The following is a 20,278-nucleotide window of genomic DNA, read 5'->3' as shown; positions in this document are numbered from 1 at the left end:
GTACCGCAAAATTACTTTTGCTCTTCCTGCTCTGGTTTTTTGCTTTCGCCTTTGCGGTCGGTGATTTTGATCTCTTTGGTTTCAGTATCAAAATCAACTACCATCACGTCACCTTCGGCCAATTCACCTTTAAGGATCTCTTCGGCAATTGGATCTTCCAGGTATTTCTGGATGGCACGTTTAAGCGGCCTTGCACCAAATTGCGAGTCATAACCTTTATCGGCAATGAAATCTTTTGCAGCATCGGTAAGCTCAATTTTGAAACCTAAGCCATTTACACGGCTAAACAGGTAAGCAAGCTCGATATCGATGATTTTGAAGATTTCTTCTTTACCTAATGAGTTAAATACGATAACGTCATCAATACGGTTCAGGAACTCAGGAGCAAATGCACGTTTCAAGGCATTCTCAATAACACCGCGTGAATGGCTTTCGGCCTGTAAAGTTTTAGCATTGGTGCTGAAACCTACGCCTTGTCCAAAGTCTTTCAACTGGCGGGCACCGATGTTTGATGTCATGATGATGATAGTATTCCTGAAATCAACCTTACGGCCTAATGAATCGGTCAACTGACCTTCATCCAAAACCTGCAACAGGATATTGAATACATCAGGGTGAGCTTTTTCAATCTCATCCAGTAATACTACAGCATATGGCTTACGACGTACTTTTTCAGTTAACTGACCGCCTTCTTCATAACCTACATAGCCCGGAGGCGCACCCACTAAACGGGATACTGCGAATTTCTCCATGTATTCGCTCATGTCAATCTGGATCAGGGCATCTTCGGTATCGAACATAAAGCGGGCAAGCTCTTTAGCAAGCTCGGTTTTACCAACACCTGTAGGGCCTAAAAAGATAAAGGAACCAATAGGTTTTTTAGGATCTTTCAAACCTGCACGAGTACGCTGTATAGCACGGGTTAGCTTTTTGATAGCCTCATCCTGACCAATGATCTTGCTGGCAACAGTATCGCTCATGTGCAACAGCTTCTGACTGTCGGCCTGACCTACACGTTGTACAGGGATGCCGGTCATCATTGATACTACTTCGGCAACATTATCCTCGGTTACAGTGTAACGTTTTGATTTTGTTTCAGCTTCCCAAACAGCTTTTGCCTGATCAAGCTCAACTAACAAATTCTTCTCAGTATCACGTAACTGCGCAGCTTCCTCGTATTTCTGGCTGCGAACAACTTTGTTTTTTTCAATCTTGATCTGTTCAATCTTTTGCTCAATATCTAAAATATTTTGAGGCACGTGGATATTGGTTAAGTGAACACGTGAACCAGCTTCATCAAGCGCGTCGATAGCCTTGTCCGGTAAAAACCTGTCGGTAATGTAACGGGTGGTTAAGTTAACGCAGGCATTGATTGCTTCAGGAGTATAAGTAACACCGTGGTGTTCTTCATATTTATCCTTAATGCGGTTCAGGATCTCGATAGTTTCAGTCGGCGTAGCCGGCTCAACCATTACCTTTTGGAAACGACGGTCCAAAGCACCATCTTTTTCAATGTACTGGCGATATTCATCTAAAGTGGTTGCGCCAATGCATTGTATCTCTCCCCTCGCCAAAGCTGGTTTAAACATATTTGACGCATCAAGCGAACCTGAAGCACCACCAGCGCCTACTATAGTATGGATCTCGTCAATAAATAAAATTACATCAGGTGATTTTTCCAGTTCGTTCATTACCGCTTTCATACGCTCTTCAAACTGGCCGCGGTATTTGGTACCTGCCACCAATGAGGCTAAATCAAGTGTAACTACACGCTTATTGAACAATACACGTGATACTTTACGCTGAACAATGCGTAATGCAAGCCCTTCGGCAATGGCTGATTTACCTACACCAGGCTCACCTATTAATATAGGGTTGTTCTTTTTACGGCGCGATAGAATTTGTGATACCCTTTCGATCTCTTTTTCACGACCAACAATAGGGTCAAGCTTGCCATCTTCAGCGGCGCGGGTTAAATCGCGGCCAAAGTTATCAAGTACCGGTGTTTTTGATTTAATGTCGGATACTTTTTTAGGCTGACTAAATGACTCTTCTTCTTTAAAGTCATCATCACCGCCTGTAGGTGATCCCGGCATTTCGTCAGTAACATCGTTTTTATGCGATTCAACTTCGCCTTTAAATACCTCGTAGTTTACATTAAACTGTACAAGTATTTGTGAGGCGATGTTGTCCTCATCGCGAAGGATAGACAGCAGCAGGTGCTCTGTACCAATCACATCGCTTTTAAATATTTTGGCTTCCAGATAAGTTATCTTCAATACCTTCTCGGCCTGTTTTGTTAACGGGATGCTGCCGATATGTACGTTTGTTCCAATAGTTCCCTTTACTGCATCCTCAACGGCGCGGCGAAGTTTTGCGGTATCAACGTTCAATCCCTTCAGCAATTTAATTGCTACACCATCCCCATCGCGGATAAGCCCAAGCAAAAGATGTTCTGTACCAATATAGTCATGCCCAAGGCGTAATGCCTCTTCCCTGCTATATTGAATAACATCCTTTACCCTCGGCGAAAATTTAGCTTCCATATATACCTTTCTAATTATTGAACGCCCTAATGTATAAATTATGTTTTTACAAATTACGACGCCTGTTTACTTTCATCAACAATATTGCCAACATTTAATGCTTTGCAGAAACAGACATTGTAATGATACGCAATGTATCAAAGTTTGGCATCAATCAACAGTTTTTATCTGAAAAGCCCGCTAACAAGCATTTTTTTTACAATATACGAACGAAACTTACCTGTTTGATATAAATATCCTAAAAAAGTTTAAACAAATTTCAAATATTTAATAACATTTCCACCTTTTAAGGCATTTCGTCATAAACATGACAATTAGGCATTAGCCAGCAGGTATCGTCATATAACTTATATACGGGAAACCCGCGGTGATGGTTGTGCGCTTCGCTTAAGATTCAATTAAATTTAAATTAACATTATAACTCAAAAAACAACTTAAAATTACTACCCCCCTAATCATTAATCTACAACCTCCGTTTCATCTATTTTAGCCATATTTGAATTTCTATTTATTGATCCAATTATAATGGCAGACGAAAAGATAATTTTTTCAATGGCCGGGGTGAGCAAAGTTTATCCCCCGCAAAAAACAGTATTAAAAAACATATACCTGTCGTTTTTTTACGGCGCAAAAATTGGCGTTATCGGCTTAAATGGCTCCGGTAAATCGTCATTGCTCAAAATTATTGCAGGGATTGATAAAACCAATATAGGCGAAGTGGTGTTTTCGCCTGGATATACCGTTGGCTACCTGAGCCAGGAACCGGAACTTGACCCTGAAAAAACCGTGCGCGAAATAGTTGAGGAAGGGGTTTCTGAAACTACTGCCTTACTAAAGGAATATGAAGAGATCAACGAAAAATTCGGTCTTCCGGAATATTATGAAGATGCCGATGCCATGGAAAAACTCATGAACCGCCAGGGCGAATTACAGGATAAAATTGATGCGGTAAACGCATGGGAGCTGGATAGCAAACTGGAACGCGCCATGGATGCCCTTCGCTGTCCTGAACCGGATACCAAAATCTCAGTATTATCTGGTGGTGAGCGCCGCCGCGTAGCTTTATGTCGCCTTTTATTAAAGGAGCCGGATGTATTGTTGCTTGATGAGCCTACCAACCACCTGGATGCCGAATCTATTGATTGGCTGGAACAACATTTACAGCAATATAAAGGAACTGTTATAGCTGTAACGCACGACAGATATTTCCTTGATAACGTTGCCGGCTGGATCCTCGAGCTTGACCGTGGAGAAGGTATCCCATGGAAAGGAAATTATTCCTCATGGTTAGATCAAAAAGCCAAGCGTTTGGCCCAGGAAGAAAAGAGTGAAAGCAAACGTCAGAAAACCCTGGAGCGCGAGCTGGAATGGGTGCGTATGGGCCCGAAAGGCCGCCACGCCAAATCAAAAGCCCGTTTAGGAAATTACGAAAAACTGGCATCTGAGGAAACTAAAGAACGCGAAGAAAAACTGGAGCTGTTCATTCCGCCGGGCCCGCGTTTGGGTAATGTAGTGATTGAGGCCAATGGCGTAAGCAAATCATACGGCGATAAATTATTGTTCGATAACCTGAGCTTCTCCTTACCACCTGCCGGTATAGTTGGCATCATTGGCCCTAACGGCGCGGGTAAAACTACACTGTTCCGTTTAATCACAGGGCAAGATCAGCCGGATGCCGGTACTTTCCGTGTGGGTGAAACCGTAGCCTTAGGTTATGTTGACCAGATGCATGATGATCTTGACCCTAACAAATCTGTTTGGGAAAACGTAACCGGTGGTTTGGAAACTATTATGGTGGGTAACCGCCCGCTTAACTCAAGGGCATATGTATCCAAGTTTAACTTTAACGGCGCCGATCAGCAGAAAAAAGTAGGTGTACTATCAGGTGGCGAGCGCAACCGTGTGCACTTATCTATCACCCTCAAAAAAGGGTCGAACGTATTGCTACTGGATGAGCCTACTAACGATATCGACGTAAACACTCTACGTGCATTGGAAGAGGCACTGGAGAACTTTGGAGGCTGTGCTGTAGTGATCAGCCACGACCGCTGGTTCCTCGACCGTATTTGTACGCACATCCTGGCTTTTGAAGGTAACTCTCAGGTCTACTTCTTTGAAGGCAACTATTCTGATTATGAAGAAAACCGAAAGAAACGCTTAGGCGATGTTGCTCCGAAAAGGATTAAGTATAAGAAGTTGACAGCGTAAAAGCATTGAGTAACTTTGTATATTGGCTGATAAATATTAGTCAGTATACAAAGTTAACATTTGGAAAAATCTATTCTTCTTGTTTAAAGGCTGTTAAAGATTTACAAAACAACTTTAAACTCTCATTTTTATCCATACAAGCTTTAAGAATTTTCTTTTTCTTAAAAGGAGAACTTAACCAATCGTATTTATCAAAAGCTTTTGCAGAAAGCACTCCTTTTTCCTTTTTGCTTAATATAATATTAAGTTGATCATTCAACGCTTTTTTAGGGTTTGAGTATATCGAAGTGTCTTTGTTGCCCTTATCATAAATTGTTAAAACCCAAGCATCGATTTCCTCAATCGCTATTGCATAAGTTACTTTATCGCCATCCAAATCATCGTGCCAGCTGTTTATTTTGTCAACTACTTTAGAACGTAATTGACTACAATATTCTTTGAGATCAATATCTCTGGTTTTTACCGGCTCTGTCACTCCATAATCTTCTAAATGTCTTTCAGCAGTATCAATTTGAATAACAATAAAAGATACTTGTTCAATCGGGCTATCAAAGAAAGTATCTATCAAAGTCTTTTCTTCACAAACCTTCTTTACAACTGTCCAGCTACTGTGTTGTTCGACTGGCATTGTGCTTAAATCAGTTTGATCCAACTCAAATTCAGGCACTCTATAGCTCATGTCTGATCTATCAATGCCCAATGCACCTTTTAAAATATTCGTAATAACCGCCAAGTCGCCTCTGCCTTCAGCGTAAATACCAACAATCATTTAAAAAATATTTGAAGGTAAACCGCCTAAATAACCGCGCATCCAAAGTTCTGAAAGTTTATACTTTTGATCATCCGCGTTCGGTTTCATTTTGATGCGTTCGACCTTAGTGTAGCCTTCGTCGGTTCTTTTAACTACAAATAAACGCTGTTCATCATCGTGCAAATTCAAACCATCAATTACTGCAGGATTATGGGTAGTTATCAGTACTTGCTTATCGTTCTTTTTAGAAAGTTCTGTTATATTTTTTATAACTTGCCTACACAATGATGGATTTAAAGCATTTTCAATATTGTCAATAGCAAAAAATTTCGGTGTCTTTTCACTAATAAACAATGCCAAATAAAACAATACATGCAAGGCACCTTCGTTAGCATTCTCTGCTGCAAATAAATTATTCTTCTTTTGCATGAACTTATCCATAAAGTATAGCTCCGAATTACTGCGCCCCAATTTATACCCTTTATTTTTTAAAGCATCGCTGGCATCAATATCGATTTTCTTAAGCCAGGAAATAAAATTTAATTTAGTTAATTCGTCTAACTTGTTTTTAGAAAAAGTTGAGAGTAAAACATCTAAGCCTTCGCCATTTATGCCCAAAGGTTGTTTTTTACTATCATTATTTATTCCTCTCAGTGAATTAGTATTTATGTTATAAATAAGAAAATCAGAGATTGTAGATTTTGCTTGATCCAAGGCAGATTGCGACAACTCCTCGGCCTTTTCTTTAAAAGCTTTATCAAACACATCTTTAAATAGGTCGTTCTCCTGCGCTTTAATGAATGTATCTCTTAACTCTAAATTTTTCTGATTATTTATAAAGTCATTAAATTGAGTTAATATAGTTTCGTAGGCTTTATTATTGATATCTTTCCAAAGATGCTTCGAACCATAATTATTCCCCTTGTCTTCCCAAACTGAATATATATCATCTGGATTTTCTGATGTAAAGGAAGACGTCAAGATAGTCTCATCACTTACAATTGTAATTTTTATTTCCGATTTAGCCTGCATACCCAAAAAAGAATTGAAAGTAAGTGATGGTTTTGTTACCCTTACACCTTTATTGAATAACCCTTCAACATTCAACTCACTTCCATTAGAAGCAGAGGCCATGGCAACGGCTTCAAGTATATTAGATTTCCCGGAACCATTTTCACCTATAAAAACGTTAACCCGCCCTAACTCCACATCCAAATCCCGGATTGATTTAAAGTTACTTATCGAAATCTTGTTTATCATAAAAGCCTCTATCTATTGCAAACATACAACAACGTTAATAATTAAATCACACCAAACAAAAAATGCCTCCCAAACCGAGTGGCATTTTCTATTTACAAACGGTAAAACCTATTTTATCCCGTAATGATCATTCATCAACTTCTCAAACAAACCACCCGGCAAAATCGCTTTTAATGTAGGCACGATCGTTTGACCAATTTGCCCAACCAGGTAACGGTGCTTCGGGCTTGATGATGCCACTATCGAAACCAGTTTTTTAGCTAATGATTCCGGACTTGGGGCAATGCTTTCATCTTTTTCCATAGCGGCAACTGCGGCATTGTATTCGGTTTCCAGTTTATCGTTTTTGATCGGGAATTTTACTTTTGCACGGTTCTGGCTAAAGTCTGATTTAAAGTCGCCGGGATTAAGCAGGGTTACTTTAACACCCGTATTGCGCAGTTCCATCCTTAAACTTTGCGAGTAGCCTTCAATAGCATATTTTGAGGCGCTGTACATACCTTGATATGGCAAGCCGAATAAACCGGCCAATGAGCTGATGTTTACAATAAGGCCCTGACCTTTTTCGATCATGCCCGGCAATACTGCCGAACTAACACGGATCACACCAAAAAAGTTAACCTCAAACTGTTGCTTCGCACTTTCAACCGGCATAGCATAAGCCGGGCCAGTTACACCATTGCCGGCATTGTTCACCAATACGTCGATTTTGCCTTCGGTCTTAATAATGGTGTCGATTGCTGCCTTTACCGAAGCATCGTCGGTAACATCAAGTTGAACAGGTTTAAACGACACAGATTTCATGCGGTCGAGGTTACGTGATGACCCGTAAACCGTATGGCCTGCCGCTTGCAGTGCACTGGCACAAGCTAAGCCAATACCAGAAGATGCTCCTGTTACTAATATTACCTTTTTCATTGTTTGTAAGGGTGAGTTTGTTTTATTGTTTATTGGTTTGATGATGCCGTTTTTTGGCAACGTAAAGATGTGAATTTATAATGCAGCAAAGCAAGGGGATAGATTAAAAATAATGCCGGCTACATGAAAAATTCATGATTGTGAAAGCGATATCGTCCGCAAAATAGTAAACACATGGAGAGCGACGGCCTGTCACTCTGAGCTTGTCGAAGCAGAGGCCCTGGATTTAAACACTCAGCAGGACACCCGTTTTAGGAATGTCAGAATTTCTCTACGCCTCCTTTATCCCCTTCTCACCTGGTGCATGAATCTGCTGCAAGGACAATGGGATTAGCTTCTTGGTTTTCAGATAAGTAATGCCCACAATAAGCATAGTCATGCTGCCGCCAAATAACACCGACGGAACAGTGCCTAACAATTGCGCTGCCGTGCCCGATTCAAAAGCGCCGATCTCGTTAGATGAGCCGATAAACATCTGGTTTACTGCCGATACCCTGCCACGCATATGATCTGGTGTCAAAAGCTGCATCAGCGTACCTCGGATAATAACACTGATACTATCAAAAGCTCCTTCAGTAAATATAAATAATAGCGAGAGGTAAAAATTAGTTGATAAACCAAAACATATGATTGACAAACCAAAACCGGTCACCGCAATAAGCAGGTTACGCCACGGCTTGCCCATCGGCGAAAAACGTGTCATCACCAGCATGGTTAATACCGCCCCTAATGACGACATAGCCCTCATGATACCCAGTCCCTCAGCACCTACTTTTAATATCTCATTGGCAAAAACAGGCAGCAAAGCCACCGCACCACCAAAAAATACCGAAAACAGATCAAGGCTCATAGCGCCTATCATCATCTTATTACTAAACACAAAGTGAATCCCTTCCGAAAGGCTTTTCCAGATACTTTCTTTAGGAACATATTGTGCAGGATATTGACGCAGCATGTACACCAACACCAACGATACCAGTAGCAAAAACAGAATACAGCTAAACGTAGCAGTTATACCGCTTAAACCAGGTATTACCTTATCCGCATAACCGTATATTAAACCACCTGCTGCCGGGCCCAAAATAGATGCAACTTGCCAGCTGCTACTGCTCCAGGTACTGCCATTTGGATACAATTCTTTCGGGATACTGTTAGCGTAAATGGTGAATGTTGCCGGGCCATAAAAGGCACGCGCCACACCATTACAAAATATCATAGCGTACATAATAGGTACAATCCAACCAGTATGAATAATACCGCTCACGCTTTTGAGTGTTACGGTAAACATCACCAGGGATGTCAGTAACACTCCACTAAAGATCAGCAAAAGCATTTTTCGCTTTTCAGATTTATCGGCGATATAGCCGCCGTACAAAGCAATACCAATAGCCGGAATAGCCTCGCACAAGCCAATAAGGCCGAGGGCTATTTTACTATGGGTGATACTGTAAATATAAAAGCCGAGTACTACGGCCTGCATGGAGTATGCAAAGGTGAAACAAAAACGCATGCCTATGTAAGATCTGAAATCTTTATAACGCAATGCTGCAAAGGAGTCTACTTTTCGGGGTTTACTATCGCCTTCTTCGGTCACTATTTATTAATTTTTAGATGTGCCGCAAAGGTAGCTATTTTTTTGAACCTTGATTTTTAGGATTAGAAGATTACCATGAATTTTATGCATGGTATCACATCAGGATCATCCTTTAATCCTAAAAATCATGGTTCGGTTCCTTACAATCCGTGCTGATCTATCAAATAAATTAACGCTGCCATACCAGCCGCGCCAAGTTCCAGCTCACGTTTGTTTACGTTTTCAAAAACGTCTTTAGCAGTATGGTGCAAGTCGAAATATCGTTGTGAATCCGGGCGGAAGCCAATCAATACTACTCCCGGTACCGTTTCTTTCATCGGCTCAATATCCGTACCCGCCCCTCCGATGGTTAACTTGTCAACATCGTATGGCTCCAGGATTGATTTGAAGTTATCATTCACTTTTTTGATAAAATCTTTTGATACATCAGCAAAGCTGAACCCGCGGGGTGTAAAGCCGCCTTCGTCGGTTTCAATAGCAGCAATGTGTTGCTCTTTATTTTGGGCGGCCAGTTCGGCATATTTAGTGCCGCCTTTATGACCATTTTCCTCGTTCATGAAAAGCACGGCGCGTACCGAGTTTTTAGGTTTGTATCCAACCGTTTTAAAAATTCTCAATACCTCAACCGACTGCATTACGCCAGTACCGTCGTCATGTGCACCTTCGGCCAAATCCCATGAATCAAGATGGCCGCCAACGGTAATAAATTTATTAGGATTTTCAGAGCCGGTAATTTCTCCTATAACGTTAAATGATTTCACATCAGGCAGTAACTCGCAATTTTGCTTAAAGTAAAATTTTGCCGCCGGGAATTTCCTCAACTTAAGCATAGCGCTCAACTTATTGGCTGCTTTTGTAGATATGGCCGCGGCTGGAATCATTTTACTGCCCGGGGCAGCAAGGGTAGCGCCGGTATGCGGATAATCATCGATGATTTCAGTGAGCGAACGCACTATTACACCGGCTGCACCAAGTTTGGCAGCTACGGCCGGCCCCATAAAACGCTGATCGCCTGCTGTGCCGTAGGCCATACCTGTTTCAATAAAACGCGGATCGAACGCGCGGTTAAAAAAAACGATCTTTCCTTTCACCACACTCTCGCCAAGACTCTCAAGTTCTTTTATGCTTTTAACCTCGATAACATTAGCTGTAATACCTGCTTTAGGCGTTGCTATTGACATACCCAGCGCAACAATCGGTACCGGGATGCGGGTTTTACCATCAATAATAGCGGCCTCCTCTTTCGCTCCGCGCACCCAATGCGGCACCATTACTTCCTGCAGGTAAACTTTATCGAAACCATAACCATCCATCAGTTTTTTACTCCAGTCGACAGCCTTTTGAGCATTGCCAGAACCGCTGAGGCGCTGACCTATATTTTTGCACAGGTAATGGAGATTTTCATAACACTGGCCGTTAACCAACGCTTCGTCATACATTTTGCGGATAGTTAAAGAGTCCTGTGCCTTAACTTGTGTACACAGCAATGCAGCAACAGAAAATAATAAAGTAAATTTCTTCATATATAAACAGTAAGATCAGTTTTAACAAATGTACTATTTGACAGCTAAAGGAGGAAGGGTTACGGGCATTATACTAAATTAAAAAAGACCTCATTGCGAGGTACGAAGCAATCCCATACTTTACAGGGCGAACCTGCACAGCTACTCTGCACATCTGGGATTGCTTCGTTCCTCGCAATGACGCGGGATTATTCTGTAGTATTCTTGGCTTAAGATATCTTATCCCAACTCAACCCTGCGTTCTTTACTTCAAAGGCATGATGCAAAATCTGGTTTTCGGGATGTGCCAGTTGAGGGTCTTTTTCAAAAATGGTTTCAACACATTTGCGTACCTTGAAAAGTAACTCCTGATCGGTGGCCAGGTTGGCCAGTTTCAGATCAACTACGCCGCTTTGCTGGGTGCCTTCTATGTTGCCCGGTCCCCGCAACTGCAGGTCTATCTCCGAAATTTCAAAGCCATTGTTGGTCTTCACCATGGTATCCAGACGGATCTTGCCGTCGTGACTCAATTTATGACTGCTCATCAAAATACAATAGGATTGCTCGGCCCCGCGCCCAACCCTCCCCCTCAGCTGGTGCAATTGCGACAGGCCAAAACGCTCGGCATTTTCAATGATCATCACCGAAGCATTCGGTACGTTTACCCCTACTTCTATTACGGTAGTGGCCACCATGATCTGCGTTTCGCCTTTAATAAAACGCTGCATTTCAAAATCTTTCTCGGCAGGCTTCATTTTGCCGTGTACAATACTGAGCCGGTAATCAGGCAGCGGAAACTCGCGCGACATAGTCTCAATGCCATCCTCCAGGTTTTTAAGGTCGAGCTTTTCACTTTCCTGGATCAGCGGGTATACTACATAGATCTGTCTGCCCAATGCTATCTCCCGTTTCATAAAACCAAACATCCGTAAGCGCTGATTTTCATAAAAATGAACCGTTTGGATAGGTTTACGACCAGCCGGCAACTGGTCAATCACTGACACATCCAGGTCACCATATAATGTCATGGCCAATGTACGGGGAATAGGTGTAGCCGTCATTACTAATATATGCGGCGGAACAGCATTTTTTCGCCAAAGTTTAGCCCGTTGCTCAACCCCAAAGCGGTGCTGTTCATCAATTACCACAAAGCCCAGGTTTTTAAACTGTACTTTATCTTCAATAAGGGCATGGGTACCAACCAATATTTTAAGCGTACCTTCTTCAAGCTTTTGATGCAACACTTTACGCTCCTTTTGTTTGGTTGAACCCGTTAATAAAGCGACCTCAATAAAATCATCGCCCACCAGGCTTTTAATGGTTTGATAATGCTGGTTGGCCAAGATCTCGGTAGGCGCCATAATACAGGTTTGAAAACCGTTATCAATAGCTATTAACATGCTCATCAGCGCTACTACGGTTTTACCGCTACCCACATCACCCTGAAGCAGACGATTCATTTGTATGCCTCGCTGGGTATCCTGCCTAATCTCCTTCAATACCCGCTTCTGCGGATCGGTTAAGGTAAAAGGCAGCTTGTGATGATAAAACTCATTAAAATAATGCCCAACTTTATCAAATACATTCCCTTTAAACTTTTGCGTATGAAGCAGTTTATTTTTAAGTAATTTAAGCTGAAGCAGAAACAACTCTTCAAACTTCAAACGGTGTAATGCTTCATTAAGAAGTGTAGCATCAGCCGGGAAATGAATGTTACGGTAAGCATCAGCCCGGTTGAGCAGCTTAAACTGATTGGTGATATATAAAGGCAGGTTTTCACGAATGTCCTTAGCATGCAGATCAAGCAATACCGCGGTAAGTTTTTGAATTCCTTTGCTATCCAGCGAAAATTGTTTGAGCTTTTCTGTTGAGTTGTAAACAGGTTGTAAGGATAGGTTACCCTGTTTTTGAGCGCCCGGCATATACAACTCCATTTCGGGATGCGCCATTTGCGGCATCATATTAAAGAAGCCAGGCTTGCCAAACAGTATATAAACCTTACCGGGAATAATGGTTTTCTCTATCCAGTTAATGCCCTTAAACCATACCAGCTCAATTATCCCAGTATCATCTTTGGCTTTTACCACCAGGCGGCGGCTTTGCTTTTCGCCAACAACTTCTTTATTGATAATACGCGCCAGCACCTGTACATAAGGCAGCTCCTCTCGTATCTCCCTTACTTTATAAAAGCGGGTACGGTCAATATACCTGAACGGGAAATGGCGCAGCAAATCTTCAAAGGTGTGCAGTTCAAGTTCCTTTTTCAAAACCTCGGCCCTCGACTGGCCTACACCTTTTAAATATACAAGTGGCGTTTGAAAAGGGTTCATTGATTAAAATGTTGTCTGAATCAGAATTTACTGAATTTAAGAATTAACAGGATTTTTGTCTGAACCCGAATTAAACGAATTATTGGAATTTGTAGAATTTGTTTTGCATCCGGGCAATTCATATAATTCTAAAAATTCGAAAGCAGACAGAACCAATCGCAGACAACTGCGACCTGCTCACTCTAAACTGCAAACTTAATCAGGGCGTTGCCTGCGGCCGGGCTATTCGCTCATACGCCCGCAGGCATTAAGCACAGGCCGGTATCCGCTACTATCCCTAACGCATTTGTCTGAATCAGAATTTACAGGATTTAGAGATTTACAGAATACCAAAAATTCAATAAATCCCTAAAACATTTTTTTAGCCCGGTTCAGAAAAAATCCGAAATCGAACATCCGAATTCCGAAATCAAAAAATATTATTTGACCGCAATAACCGAGATCTCAACGTTTACCCCTTTTGGTAAAGCGGATACCTGGATAGTTTCGCGGGCCGGAAAATCGGCAGTAAAATAGGTTCCGTAAACTTCATTAACCTGTACAAAATTTTGCAGATCGGTTAAGAAGATACTGGTTTTTACTATATTATCAAAACCTAAACTGGCTTCGGTTAAAATAGCTTTGATATTTTCCATTACCTGTGTAGCCTCTGCTTTGATGTCGCTGCTAATGAGTTCGCCACTTAGCGGATCAATAGGGATCTGGCCCGAAACAAATAAAAAACCGCCGGCTAAGGTAGCCTGGCTATATGGCCCAATAGGGGCAGGTGCATTGTTGGTATTGATGATTGCTTTCATTTTTTAAGTATAAATACCTGTACCAGTTTCCAGATAATCCCGGCCAGGAACATGATTATAGCCAGCGCATTTATAAAATGCATTACCCGCAAGTTAAAGTTGTCGGGCCTGTTTGGATCTTTTTTCCTGAAGAAATACATTACACAAACTTACGTAAAATTTTGCCGCTGTAAACCCATACCTATTATATAAGGTATAACTATTAAGCACAAAACCTTATAAAACAAAGAAGGCTCCGGGTTATCCGGAGCCTTCGCAAATAATATTTAATCAGATATTATTTCTTTTTGAATTGAACACGACGGTTAAGTACGCGGCCTTCTTCAGTTGAGTTGTCAGCAATTGGGTTAGTTTCACCGTAACCTTTTACTTTCACTTTCTTAGCATCAACACCAGAGTTAACTAAGTAAGTTTTTACTGAGTTAGCGCGGTCTTTAGATAATGATAAGTTGTGAGCAGCAGTACCTTCAGATGAAGCGAAACCGTCAACTTCAACAGCTGAACCAGATGAACGTAAATCAGCTGAAGTAGCATCTAACACTGGGTAAGATGAAGTACGTAATACTGAGCTATCAAATTCAAACTGGATGTTTGAGTAAGCAGCAGCTGGAGTTGGAGCAACGGTATCTTTAGGGAATACGATAACGCAACCAGAGCCATCAACTACGCTACCTGCAGCAGTACCTGGGCATTTGTCAAACTGATCAGCAACACCGTCACCGTCAGAGTCTTTTTTCAGGTCGTTAACTGCAGTTTCAACGTTAGCAACACGGCCTTTTAAAGCTTCAACTTCCTGACGTAAAGCTGCATCATACAGCTCGTCATACATCATAGCAACCGGGTTAACCCACTCTAATACTGGTTTCGATTTTGAACCTAAAGTAAATTCTAAACCAGCGTAACCGTATGAGTAGTGGTCTTTAGTAGGATAAGCCCTGTTGAAACCGTCAAGGTTATCACCATCAACATAGTTTTGAGTATAACCCAAATCTAAGGCAACAGCGTCACTTAAACGAAATTTAACACCTGCACCAACAGGGATAACCAATTCTTTTACGTAATGAGTACCGCTTGCACCATCGTTTTTGAAATGACCGGTTACCTGGGTTCCATTGTTAATCCTTGTAATAGTTGGATCATACATCGCTAAACCGAAACCACCTTTGAAGTAGAAGTTAACAGCATTTTTACGACGGATGAAATCGATAGTAGCAACGTTAACAACCGCGCTTAAACTTCCTTGCCAGAATTTGGTATCATAGCTAACATAACCATTACGGTAAGTACCGCCGGTACCATCATTTTCGCCTTTAATTTTACCGCCGTTCAGATCTAATTGTAAAGCAAAAGAATGTGCTAATTGCTCTTTCAATGAAATGCCATAACCAAGGCTAAGTTTTTTCTTTTGGAAATCGCTTGAACCACCGGTTGCTAATGATTGTGAGGTAACACCACCATTTACACCAATGCTAAATTTCCTGTACTGGCCTAAACCACCAAATACCTTAGCGGTTGAGGTTTCAGATGACGTTGTAGTTGCCGTTGTTTTGGTTGAATCGGTTTGCGCGTTCGCCAAACCTGCAACCATCAAAGAAGCAAAAGACAATGCGACTGTTTTCTTTAATGTAGAATAATTCATAGTTTTTAAGATTAAACGATTTTAATTGTGATTTTTTTCAAATTTAGTAATTATGTTTGAATCCATGACCAAACATTGTTCCAAAAATTGTAATAGTTACACAAATAACTAAAAAAAAATGATTTAATAAAATATTCAACCGATAAATATGAAATATCTGCCGATAAAAAATAGCTTATTTACAAATAATAGAAAAAATTTCGTTTCAAGAACAAAACCCAATTCAATCGCTATTTTTCATGCCAATGACGAGTTCCCGCGTAGTGGTGATCAGGCATTTATGTTTAAACAAAACCCGGATTTTTTTTACCTAACGGGCATTGATCAGGAACAAAGCATCCTGGTTTTGTACCCCGATTGTCCTAATAAAGCATACAGAGAAGTACTTTTTTTAAGACAAACTAACGAGCATATAGCTATTTGGGAGGGCCACAAATACACTAAAGAGGAAGCACGCGAAGCATCGGGCATTGAAAGTATTTTTTGGCTGAATGAATATGATACCATACTCCATGGCATTATTAACTATAGCGAAAATATTTACATCAATACTAATGAAAATGACCGGTACGTTCATACTGTTCCATATCGCGAATACCGCATGTATGAAGCTCTTAAGTTAAAGTACCCGCTTCATAATTACACCCGTTCGGCGCCAATTTTACGCGATCTCAGGGTAATAAAATCAGATATTGAAATACAGCTTACACAAAAAGCCTGTGACATTACGCGTGATGCTTTTGTACGTGTTTTAAAATATACCAAACCCGGTGTAACCGAGTATGAAATTGAAGCTGAGATTATTCATGAATTCATCAGGCAGCGTGCTACGGGCCATGCTTACAATCCAATTATTGCTTCGGGCGCCAACGCTATTGTGCTGCACTACAATGATAATAACCAGGTATGTAACAAGGGCGATGTAATACTGCTTGATTTCGGTGCAGAATATGGCAATTATAATGCTGATATGACCCGGTCAATACCTGTTAGCGGCCGTTTCACTGAGCGGCAGCGCCAGGTTTATAATGCCGTTTTAAAAGTGATGCGGGAAGCTACAAAACTCATTGTAGCAGGCACAGTATGGAATGAATACCAGGAGGAAGTTGGTAAAATCATGACGGGAGAGCTTATGGGCCTGGGCTTGCTTGACAGACATGATGTTGAAAAACAGGATAAAAACGCCCCTCTGTATAAAAAATACTTCATGCATGGCACCTCGCACCATCTGGGCCTGGACGTTCATGACTATGCCAGCAGGTATAAACCTTTTGAGGCAGGGAATATACTAACCTGCGAACCAGGCATTTACATTGCCGCTGAGGGGTTGGGTATCCGCCTCGAAAACAATATCCTTATCACCGACACCGGTAATATAGATTTAATGGGCAGCATCCCGGTTGAAGCAGAACACATTGAAGAAATTATGAACAGCTAAAACTTACATTAAATTTATATAAACAAAAAAGCTCAATCTGTATTTTCTTTACATTAAGCTATCAAATAACTATACATAAGTATCCACAAAACTATACAGGTTAAAATTTCCGGCCTCCAAAGCTTTAGCTATATCAAGCTGAAGCTTTTTTTTATCGATTCCAGTCATCATTTTTTGCTGAATAAGTTTGTATACTTTTTCGGTCAGCAGCAATTTACGCCTGTTATTTTGCTTTAAATTGGCGTTTTGTATAAAGGCGGCTATATCCACGAGCCCCTGGTTTTGGGAGGCTATAGTTTTAAAAATTGGCGGCTGCTCGTTAACGCTGTGTGCAATGATCTTTTTTAAGTTATTGGCAAACACATCGGCCCCCTCCCGATCTGCTTTATTGATAATAAAAGCATCAGCAATTTCCATCAAGCCCGATTTAATATGCTGAATCTCGTCTCCTGCCTCAGGCACCAATACAACCAGCGTAATATCGGCAAGCCCGGTAATTTCAATTTCAGATTGCCCTACGCCTACTGTTTCAATCAGCACGAAATCAAAACCTGCAGCCCTTAGCACATCGGCCATCTCAATAGTTTTTGCTGACAAGCCTCCTAAAGAGCCCCGTGTGGCTAATGATCGGATAAAAACATCGGGATGATTAAAATGAGAAGCCATCCTGATCCTGTCGCCAAGCAGGGAGCCAAAATTAAACGGCGATGTAGGGTCAATAGCCAGCACAGCCACTTTTTTTCCCTCTCTCAAAAGTATATCAATGACACCGTTTACCAGGGTGCTTTTACCTGCGCCCGGTGGGCCCGTAATACCGATAACCGGGCAGCTTTTATCAAACTTCAGGCTTTTAAGCAATGCGCCGCTGCCATTAAGATCATTCTCAACGATAGTTAAAGCGCGCGCAATTACACGAAAATTTAATTGACCAACGATATTTTGATGCAAATTCAAAGCAAATGACGATAACGCTCAAATCTACCTATTATATCACAAACACCTATAAGCAATATTAAACTACACTGGATGAAATTTGATTCATTTACCCGAATTCAAACACGTTATATCCTATTATATTTAATACAACTAATTAATACCTACGCAGAAGTTTAATAATTAAAAAATATAAGCTATGGATCAAATTAATAAAATATCTATAAAACGTCACAATAATAAGATGCACATTAAATATCACATGATATAAAATTACATTTACCCTGTAACAGATTTAATCTTATCATTGCAGATTAATGTGTAAGATTTTATTAATCCGCCCGTAATTAATTAAAACAATGGCTGATATCAATTATATCAAAACACCTCATATATTAATAAGCAGGGTTGATGCCATTGGCGATGTTGTACTTACATTACCCGTGGCATCCTACCTTAAACAATTATTCCCTGGCGTTAAAGTCTCTTTTTTGGGCCGAACGTATACACAGCCGGTAATTAACGCTACGGCTTCTATAGATGCATTTGTTAATTACGACGAACTAAAAGCACTCCCTGATACCAGCCAAATTGAGTATCTGCAAAAGCAAAACATTGATGCTATAATACATGTGTTGCCCAATAAACATATTGCCAGGATAGCAAAACAGGCGGGTATTGAACTCCGGATCGGAACAACCAACAGGGTATTTCATTGGTACACCTGTAACAAGCTGGTAAAATTAAGCCGTAAAAAATCGGATCTGCATGAGGCGCAGCTCAACCTCGTCCTTTTAAAGCCTTTAGGTCTTGAGCATATACCTTCGTTACCCGAAATTATAGCACATAATAATTTTCAAAATAAAGTTGAGCTTACACCAGCTTTGGATGCTGTACTTGTAAACGATAAATTTAACCTGATCATTCATCCAAAATCGCATGGCAGCGGTATGGAGTGGGGCCTGGATAATTTCACAGAACTGATAAACCGTTTACCCGGCGGGCAATTTAATATTATTATAACAGGCTCAGACAAAGAAAAGGATGTCCTTAAAAACTGGATAAAAACCCTGCCCGTCCATGTATTGGATATGACGGGCAAAATGTCGCTGAATGAGCTCATTGGTTTCATATTTAATGCAGATGGGTTACTTGCTTCGGGTACAGGACCGCTGCATCTGGCCGCAGCTGCAGGTATAAATACGCTGGGGCTGCTCCCTTCTTTACGGCCTATCCATCCGGGCCGATGGGGACCGCTTGGAAAAAAAGCCGGGTATTTGGAAAGCCATACCGATAACCTGGATGTCATAACACCAGATATCGTTGCCGAAAAAATTGTTACATGGTATAATAATAAATTCAGCGATGTATAATACCCATATTAAGAAAGGTATATCCGTTGTAATACCCAATTATAACGGAGCCAGATTATTAGCAGAAAATCTGCCTTCGGTATATGCAGCACTGAAAAGCAGTGGGCTTAATCATGAGGTTGTTGTTAGCGACGATGCATCAACAGACAACAGTGTTGAATTTATCAGGGCAAACTATCCCGATATTGTCCTAATCTGTAACCATACAAACGCTGGTTTTTCTGTTAACATTAACAGAGGTATAGCCGCGGCAAAGCTCGAATTGGTATTGTTGCTTAATAGTGATATAAAACCTGGCGAAAATTATTTTGAACAACAAATAAAATACTTTGACCATCCCGATACTTTTGGTGTAATGGGTAAGATCATTGATGAAGGAACAGGCAATGTTGCCGAATCATGTAAATATCCTTTATTCTCCTTTTTTAAGGTCAACCATTTTAAAAATATATCAATTGATTTTACCGCTGAGGCTTACTCATATTATCTAAGCGGGGCCAATGCACTGGTAAGCCGTGATAAGCTTAACGAGCTTAACGGTTTTAACGAGATTTTTTCGCCATTTTATCATGAAGATATCGACCTGTCATTAAGAGCCTGGGAAAATGGCTGGAAATGTTATTATGAGCCAAAAGCTGTTTGTTTCCATGCCGTTTCGGCAACTATAAAATCACATAATTCAAAAAAAAGCATCAAAACTATCAGTACCCGCAATAAACTGCTGCTTCACTATTTTCATTTGGATGATATGCGCCTTTATATCTGGCAAATAATTACCATATTATCATTGCCGCTGAAACTGCTTGTGGGCAAAGCTTATTATTTACAGGCATACCGGCTTTATTTGCAAAGGCTTAATGCCATGAAAGTTTATAAGCTCGCTTTTAAACAACATGCTGTCCAAAGACAACGTTATATTCCGTATACAAAAATAAAAAAACAAATAAAAACCGCACTTGATCAGGTTTTAAACGCACAAACGAAATAAT

General features: G+C 40.8%; 15 protein-coding genes. 4 read left to right on the top strand and 11 right to left on the bottom strand.

Translation table 11 applies throughout. The features are described from left to right. Positions 1–11: 11 nt before the first annotated feature. Entirely contained in the window at positions 12–2,546 is a 2,535-nt protein-coding gene (locus tag J3L18_RS00160; RefSeq protein ID WP_129569047.1) for an ATP-dependent Clp protease ATP-binding subunit, read from the bottom strand. A gap of 525 nt (positions 2,547–3,071) precedes the next feature. Here J3L18_RS00160 and ettA point away from each other — a divergent pair. Then, a complete protein-coding gene (gene ettA / locus J3L18_RS00155; RefSeq protein WP_090528750.1) occupies positions 3,072–4,754 on the top strand; it encodes an energy-dependent translational throttle protein EttA in 1,683 nt (560 codons plus the stop codon). Between the two features lie 70 nt (positions 4,755–4,824). Here ettA and J3L18_RS00150 read toward each other — a convergent pair whose 3' ends face one another. The 9 genes from J3L18_RS00150 to J3L18_RS00110 all read right to left on the bottom strand — a co-directional run bounded on the left by J3L18_RS00150 (position 4,825) and on the right by J3L18_RS00110 (position 15,545). After that, positions 4,825–5,523 carry a TetR family transcriptional regulator gene (locus J3L18_RS00150; protein ID WP_129569048.1) on the bottom strand — a complete coding sequence of 233 codons (699 nt, stop codon included), beginning with the start codon at positions 5,521–5,523 and terminating at the stop codon, positions 4,825–4,827. Beyond that, on the bottom strand, positions 5,524–6,765 hold the full coding sequence (locus tag J3L18_RS00145) for an AAA family ATPase (RefSeq protein ID WP_129569049.1): 1,242 nt from the start codon (positions 6,763–6,765) through the stop codon (positions 5,524–5,526). It abuts the gene before it with no gap. A gap of 108 nt (positions 6,766–6,873) precedes the next feature. Beyond that, on the bottom strand, positions 6,874–7,683 hold the full coding sequence (locus J3L18_RS00140; RefSeq protein ID WP_129569050.1) for an SDR family oxidoreductase: 810 nt from the start codon (positions 7,681–7,683) through the stop codon (positions 6,874–6,876). A gap of 271 nt (positions 7,684–7,954) precedes the next feature. Continuing rightward, positions 7,955–9,277 carry an MFS transporter gene (locus J3L18_RS00135; RefSeq protein ID WP_223266149.1) on the bottom strand — a complete coding sequence of 441 codons (1,323 nt, stop codon included), beginning with the start codon at positions 9,275–9,277 and terminating at the stop codon, positions 7,955–7,957. 140 nt (positions 9,278–9,417) lie between these two features. Further along, on the bottom strand, positions 9,418–10,800 hold the full coding sequence (locus J3L18_RS00130; RefSeq protein WP_129569051.1) for a M20/M25/M40 family metallo-hydrolase: 1,383 nt from the start codon (positions 10,798–10,800) through the stop codon (positions 9,418–9,420). Positions 10,801–11,009: 209 nt separating this feature from the next. Further along, positions 11,010–13,109 carry an ATP-dependent DNA helicase RecG gene (gene recG, locus J3L18_RS00125; RefSeq protein WP_129569052.1) on the bottom strand — a complete coding sequence of 700 codons (2,100 nt, stop codon included), beginning with the start codon at positions 13,107–13,109 and terminating at the stop codon, positions 11,010–11,012. A gap of 419 nt (positions 13,110–13,528) precedes the next feature. Then, complete coding sequence (locus tag J3L18_RS00120) at positions 13,529–13,906, bottom strand: RidA family protein (RefSeq protein WP_129569053.1); 378 nt, start codon at positions 13,904–13,906, stop codon at positions 13,529–13,531. Beyond that, a complete protein-coding gene (locus J3L18_RS00115; RefSeq protein WP_162997005.1) occupies positions 13,903–14,046 on the bottom strand; it encodes a DUF6728 family protein in 144 nt (47 codons plus the stop codon). The genes J3L18_RS00120 and J3L18_RS00115 overlap by 4 nt, the downstream gene beginning before the upstream one ends. Positions 14,047–14,183: 137 nt before the next feature. After that, on the bottom strand, positions 14,184–15,545 hold the full coding sequence (locus J3L18_RS00110; protein WP_129569054.1) for an OmpA family protein: 1,362 nt from the start codon (positions 15,543–15,545) through the stop codon (positions 14,184–14,186). Between the two features lie 148 nt (positions 15,546–15,693). Here J3L18_RS00110 and J3L18_RS00105 point away from each other — a divergent pair, with 148 nt between their 5' ends. Then, entirely contained in the window at positions 15,694–16,983 is a 1,290-nt protein-coding gene (locus J3L18_RS00105) for an aminopeptidase P N-terminal domain-containing protein (protein ID WP_129569055.1), read from the top strand. 69 nt (positions 16,984–17,052) lie between these two features. Here J3L18_RS00105 and meaB read toward each other — a convergent pair whose 3' ends face one another. Further along, positions 17,053–17,937 (bottom strand): methylmalonyl Co-A mutase-associated GTPase MeaB, encoded by an 885-nt coding sequence (gene meaB, locus J3L18_RS00100; RefSeq protein WP_129569056.1) that lies wholly within the window; start codon positions 17,935–17,937, stop codon positions 17,053–17,055. Between the two features lie 338 nt (positions 17,938–18,275). Here meaB and J3L18_RS00095 point away from each other — a divergent pair, with 338 nt between their 5' ends. Then, positions 18,276–19,289, top strand: coding sequence for a glycosyltransferase family 9 protein (locus tag J3L18_RS00095; RefSeq protein ID WP_223266150.1), 1,014 nt, complete (start codon positions 18,276–18,278; stop codon positions 19,287–19,289). Further along, positions 19,282–20,277: a glycosyltransferase family 2 protein gene (locus J3L18_RS00090; protein ID WP_129569057.1), complete on the top strand. Its 996-nt coding sequence runs from the start codon at positions 19,282–19,284 to the stop codon at positions 20,275–20,277. Before J3L18_RS00095 ends, J3L18_RS00090 begins: the two co-directional genes overlap by 8 nt. Position 20,278: the final 1 nt, after the last annotated feature.

Origin of the sequence: Mucilaginibacter gossypii (genome assembly GCF_017569325.2) — a bacterium.
Taxonomy (GTDB): domain Bacteria; phylum Bacteroidota; class Bacteroidia; order Sphingobacteriales; family Sphingobacteriaceae; genus Mucilaginibacter; species Mucilaginibacter gossypii.
Note: the sequence above shows the minus strand (reverse complement) of the source record. Positions and strands in the feature narration are given on the sequence as shown.